At 68.4% G+C, this 1,966-nt stretch carries 1 protein-coding gene and 1 pseudogene; both read right to left on the bottom strand.

All coding sequences use genetic code 11. The features are described from left to right. Positions 1 to 1,625: pseudogene (locus APY03_RS29155) on the bottom strand (cbb3-type cytochrome c oxidase subunit I); the annotation flags it as partial. Further along, the coding region (locus tag APY03_RS44730; protein ID WP_232324461.1) for a c-type cytochrome at positions 1,622 to 1,966 on the bottom strand (345 nt) is incomplete at its 5' end. The gene APY03_RS44730 and the pseudogene APY03_RS29155, both read right to left, overlap by 4 nt.

The following is a 1,966-nucleotide window of genomic DNA, read 5'->3' on the forward strand; positions in this document are numbered from 1 at the left end:
GGCTGCTCCCACAAGGGCTCGCGCGACACCAGCTGCGGAATGCTGCGCACGCCGTACTCGCGCATCGGCAGCCATTCGAGCGTGCCGGCCCGCCACGGATTGCCGTGGTCCTTGTCCGGCCGCCGCAGCGTGCGCGCGGCGTCGACGATGAACAGCAGCACGCCCGTGGCCAGCACGAAGGCGCCGACAGTCGACAACAGGTTGAGCGCGTTCCAGCCCAGGTCGCCCGGGTAGCTGTGGACACGCCTCGGCATGCCCAGCAGGCCCGCGATGTGCATCGGGAAGAAGGCCAGGTTGAAGCCGCCGAACATCAGTCCGAAGACCCAGCGGCCCCAGCGCTCCGACAGGCAATGGCCGTTGAATACCGGCGCCCAGAAGTAGAAGCCCGCGAACAGCGGGAACACCATGCCGCCGATCAGCACGTAGTGCAGATGGGCGACGATGAAGTAGCTGTCGTGCGCCTGCCAGTCGAAGGGCAGCACCGCCACCATGACGCCGGTCAGGCCGCCCAGCACGAAGATGAAATGAAAGCCCAGCAGGAACAGCGTGGGCGCGTTCGGCCGCACCTCGCCGCGCCAGAAAGTCGCAATCCAGGCGAACACCTGCACGCCGCTCGGGAGCGCGACCAGGAAGCTCGCGGCCGAAGTCACTGTCATCGCGAGGTCACCCACGCCCGCGGCGAACATGTGGTGGATCCAGAGCGCGAAGCTCACGAGCCCGACGCCGGCGAGCGCGGCCACGATCGCGCGATAGGCCACCAGCCGGGTGCCCGCGAGCGCAGGGATCATCATCGAAACCATGCCCGCGGCCGGCAGGAAGATGATGTAGACCTCCGGATGCCCGAAGAACCAGAACAGGTGCTGCCACAGCAGCGGGTCGCCGCCGCGCCCTGCGATGAAGAAGGGCCAGTCGAAGGCGCGCTCTATCTCCAGCAGCGTGGTCGCTGCGATCACCGCCGGAAAGGCGAAGACGATCATCAGCGCCGTCACCAGCATGGCCCAGGCGAAGACTGGCATGCGCATCAGCGTCATGCCGGGCGCGCGCGTGAACAGGATGCCGACGATGAGCTCGATGGCGCCCGCGATAGCCGAGATCTCGATGAAGCCGATGCCCAGCAGCCACCAGTCCGCGCCGCGTCCGGGCGAGAACTCCTTGCCGGTGAGCGGCGGGTACATGAACCAGCCGCCATCGGGCGCCTCGCCGAAGAAGAGGGTGCAGAAGAAGACCAGTCCGCCGATCGCATAGGCCCAGAAGGCATAGGCCGACAGCCACGGAAAGGGCAGGTCGCGCGCGCCCAGCATGCTGGGCAGCAGGTAGATCGCCACCGCCTCGACGATCGGTACAGCGAAAAGGAACATCATCACCGTGCCGTGCATGGTGAAGAGCTGGTTGTAGGTTCGCACCTCGACCAGCGCGTTGTCGGGGACGGCCAGCTGCGCGCGCATTACCAGCGCGAGCGCACCGGCCAGTATGAAAAAGAGCATCGCGGTCGCGATGTAGTACACGCCGATGCGCGTGTTGTTGACGGCCGAGAGCGCCCGCCAGCCCGTTGGCGCCTGCCACGCGCGCTCGAGTGCCTCGCGTTCGCCCGCGGGCCGGGGCAGGGCGGACGGCAGCTCGCTCATTTCAGCTGGGCCAGCCAGGCGGCGATGGCCTGCAGGCTGTTGTCGTCGATGCGCTCGTGCGACGAAGGCATGCGTGCGCCGGGTTTCAGTTGCTGCGTGTGCGCCAGCCAGCGCGCGAGGCCGTCATTGTCGTTCGGCAGGAGGCCGGCGCCCAAGTAGAGGCGGCTGCCCACGTGGGTGAGGTCCGGCCCCAGGCGGCTTTCCTCGCTCACGCCGCGCACGGTGTGGCAGGCATTGCAGCGGTGCGCGAGGAAGGCATCCCGTCCGCGCTCGAGCGCGGGCGTGGCCGGCGGCGCGGCCGGCCGTGCCTGCGCCGCGATCCAGGCATCGAAGACCGCGGG

It is taken from the genome of Variovorax sp. WDL1 (assembly GCF_001541225.1).
Classification (GTDB): Bacteria; Pseudomonadota; Gammaproteobacteria; order Burkholderiales; family Burkholderiaceae_C; genus Variovorax.